The following is a 4,065-nucleotide window of genomic DNA, read 5'->3' on the forward strand; positions in this document are numbered from 1 at the left end:
GGTTTACAGAGAATAAAGATGGATGCTGTCCTACATATACTGAACTAATGGATAAATGGTCCTCTCCAACCATTCTTTTGATTTCCTTAAGGATCACCTGTACTTTTGCTTCTGTACGTTCCAATCTGGTTCCTTCGGGAGCTTTCATCCTTAACTGAAACTGACTGGAATTTACTTTAGGCAGTACGTCTCTTCCAATATTTGTGAGTAACAAGGCTGCGGCTACAATAACGACCAGCAAATAAACCAATACTACAGGTTTACGATAAGCCATAAGTCGATCCAGAAAGCGCATAAATCGATTCCTGAATCTGTCAAAGAGGGAAATCTTGCCATCGTTACTGAAGTCTTCACGTTCTACAAGGATTTTCTTTTGATTTAGCGTATCTTTTTCTGATTCCAGTCCTAGTCCTGTTTCGTTAAAAACTGCCTCATCATCTGTAATCCTTTTACTATGCTTTGGTGTTTTTTTAGGGTGTGCTACCATTAACCAATTGGCCATGATAGGTACGAAGGTTTGTGATAAAAAGAAGGAAACAATCATAGAGAAGCCAATTGCAAGTGCCAATGGCAAGAATAGTGCTCCGGGAATGCCTGTCATGGTAAAGGCGGGTGCAAATACAGCAAGGATACACAATAGGATCAGCAATTTTGGGAAGGCGATTTCCTTACAGGCATCCCAAATGGCCAGGGCCTTGGGTTTACCCATATCAAAATGCTGGTGTATATTTTCTATCGTTACTGTTGATTCGTCGACCAGGATACCAATGGCTAATGCTAAGCCACTTAAAGACATGATATTGATGGTTTGATCGAATAACTTCAGAAACAAAACCCCCGCAATGATAGAAGTTGGTATGGTTAGAATTACAATCAATGCCGCCCTTTTGTCACCTAAAAATAGTAATACCATTAGTCCGGTAAGAATAGCGCCGATTGCGCCCTCGCTGATCAGACTTTTTACTGCATTGATCACATATACCGATTGGTCAAATTCGTAGGACAGTTTTACATCCTCAGGCAGCGTGTTCTGAATCTGAGGTAAATTCTTTTTTAAGTTACTAACCACATCCCATGTAGAGGCGTCACCTGATTTGGCAATGCTCAGGTATACCGAACGCTTACCATTAATTAAGGCGTAGCCAGCTGTCGCATCTGCTCCATCCTTAACTACAGCAACATCTCGCAGGTAAAGGTTTTGTACGCCCCCCTTAAATAATGGAATATTTTCAAAATCTTTAACATTTTTGATTGTATAATTGGTTGGAGTCAGGTAATTCTTATCTCCTATACGAACATTACCCGGAGGCGCTGTTTGGTTATTTACTTTGATGGCTTCAACTACCTGGTCTACGGTTAAATTATGTGAACGCATTAATACCGGATCCACATTTATTTCAATTGTTCGTGGACTTCCACCAAAAGGCGCAGGTGCTAACAAGCCTGGGATAGAAGTAAATGAAGCACGAACATAGGTGTTGGCAATATCCTGCAATTCGTTGTTTGTTCTTATAGGACTGCTTAGTACAAGCTGACCTATTGGAAGAGATGAAGCATCAAAACGGATAATGAAGGGAGGCTGTGACCCCGGAGGAAAAATGGCCTGGGCACGATTGGATAGGGCACTGAGCTCGGAAGCTGCCTGAGCCATATTGGTTCCTTCGTAGTAAGTGAGCTTCATTAGCATCAGACCCTGAATATTTTTGGTTTCAATGGTTTTAATGCCATTGGCAAACAATAAGATGTTAACGTATTGCTTGCCAAAGTAAGCTTCCATCTGGGTAGGGGTGTAACCGCCGAAAGGGTGGGCGATATAGATCACCGGCAGGTTCATTTTAGGTAAAATATCTACCTTAATGGTGTTTACTGCACTAATGCCAAAAAAGAATAGCCCGGCAACCAATACTAATATTGAGATAGGTTTTCTAAGCGCAAAGCGGATTAAATTCATGAATATTGCTAATTAAAATTCGTTGATGAAAAGGTCAAAATCTCCAAGTGCAGCCGATTTTAGCAATAATGCCTGCCACACATTGTTGTAGGCAATATCTCTGTCAGTTTCTGCGCGGTTAAGGGTATACAATGCCTGGGTAAGGTCTACTATTGTAGTTAATCCATTTTTATATAAAGTACTTTTCTGAAGATAGGCGTCAGATGCCGCTTTAACCTGTATCGGTGCTTCATTGTAATTGTCAATGGCATTTTTGAGTTTGGCGTTAGCTAATGATAATTGAGCTTGTAATTGCTGGCCCACAAGTTCATATTCGTCTTGTAGCCCTTTACTTTGGAACTGTTGCGCCCGTACCTGAGGGCTGGTACGCAGTATGCTTGTTAAATTCCAAACTACCCCGACACCCAAAAGATAGTTTCCTCTGGTTGGGTTTATCCCATCAAAATAACTTCGGGTAAAGGCTGTCTGGTTTTGAGCGTATGCGGAGCTAAATCCGGATCCTCTTCCCTGCATTACGCCAAAAAGAGAAAAGGTAGGATAGTAGGATTTTCGGAAAAGGTTTACCTGCTCATTGCTCACATCGACCCTGTTTTTGTAGAATCGCATCAGCGGATGATTTTTTTCATTCAATAAGCTATCTGCATACATCTGTTGAGGAATTCTTGAAATAGAGGCCGTATCCAGTTCCATTTCTGTTGAGGTTACACCCATCAGTATACCTAAACGATTGGCTTGTTCCTGTTCCAGGTCTCTTGCCTTAGTCAGCGAGATTTTTGCGCTTGAAACTTCTGCTTTGGCAAGTGATGAATCTACGCCGGCAATTAGCCCGTTGTGTGCCCTGATCACTGCTGTATTTTTGAAGGTGATTGCTCTTTCGAGATTGTTCTCCTGGGATTTAGCTAATCGTTGGGCGGCCAGCAGATTCAGGTAGGCTGCGGAGACTTTGATTTGCTGTTGAAACTTTTCCTGCGCCAGGTCGTTCTGATCTCTTTGCAAGATCGTATTGGCTACTTTAACCCTTTCTTTGATCCTGCCAAAGGTGAAAAAATCCCAATTGATATTGGCAAGGTACAAGCCCCCGAAAGCGGAATTCCAGTTTTGCTTTTCAAATGCTGGTCCGCTTGACGCTATACCTAATCCGCCCAGGCCATAAGAAGGGCCATTTTGTCCGTTAATGGTACCATAGTCTTGCTGGGCCGATAAGCTTAAGTTTGGAAGGAAATCAGTTTTAGCTTGCCTTACGGAAGCTTGTGAGGCGTTAACATAATTCTGTTTAGCTTTAATGGTTCCATAATTGGTTAAAGCAGTATTTACAGCATCCTTAAGTTTTAGTGTTTGCGCTGATGATGTTTTGGTATCAATAATTATAAAGCTGAAAAATAGAAAGTAAGGTAGGACTTTAGTCATAGTGTATTTATTACACGACAAATTTATTTTTCTACCCCGAGCTCAAAGTATGCGCGTCAAACGATTTATTATGAAATTCAAATAATTGCCCCTTTTTTAAATTAATGACTTTACCATTACATTGAGTATCTGGTTGGATAAGGCAAAGTTTGAGGCAAACAATCCATAGAAGATTTAATCATCATATACTATTCTTGCTGAATCAAATCTGCGGTCGTAATTGAATACATCATAGATTAAACGGGCAAGTAGGATTTTGATTTCCAAAGCGTCTTTAAACTTATCAAAATGATATTGATATATCCATTGTTCGTCTTTGAGAATAAATCCGAGAGGTTTAATTTCTTTGCCATCTCCAAATATCCACCCATGATGATCATAGTAAGGGTCTTCATCGTAAAGCAATGTAATTTCAATGGTGTGATCTTTTAATGTAAATCTGGCGTATATATCCGGCCTGGATTTAAAATACAATTTGAAATTGCTCACTACCCCTTTAACCAAACGAAAAAGCGCGTCATCGATCTCCTGACTATCGTATGTCTGACTAACAGGCGCACGCTGCCATTCAAGGATTTTATTTTCTCCTTCCTGCAGGCGTTCTGCAAAAAAATCTGTTCCCAAGTGATCAAAGTATTTTTTATATTCTTCGCGGGTTAACATCTTAGTCATGTTTCTCGCTTTAGTTTTTTCTTCCGAAATAAGCC

The 4,065-nt window shown here is 40.6% G+C and carries 3 protein-coding genes; all 3 read right to left on the reverse strand.

The annotated features are described in order from the left end of the window. A partial coding sequence (locus AC1DG9_RS24395; protein ID WP_477635405.1) for an efflux RND transporter permease subunit occupies window positions 1-1,951 on the reverse strand: 1,951 nt, incomplete at its 3' end. Window positions 1,952-1,963: 12 nt separating this feature from the next. Continuing rightward, window positions 1,964-3,358, reverse strand: a complete 1,395-nt coding sequence (locus tag AC1DG9_RS24400; protein ID WP_337718155.1) for a TolC family protein — start codon at window positions 3,356-3,358, stop codon at window positions 1,964-1,966. A 174-nt stretch (window positions 3,359-3,532) separates the two neighbouring features. Further along, a partial coding sequence (locus AC1DG9_RS24405) for a hypothetical protein (RefSeq protein WP_477635406.1) occupies window positions 3,533-4,065 on the reverse strand: 533 nt, incomplete at its 5' end.

The sequence above is a fragment of the Pedobacter sp. 05L430 genome (assembly GCF_056397585.1).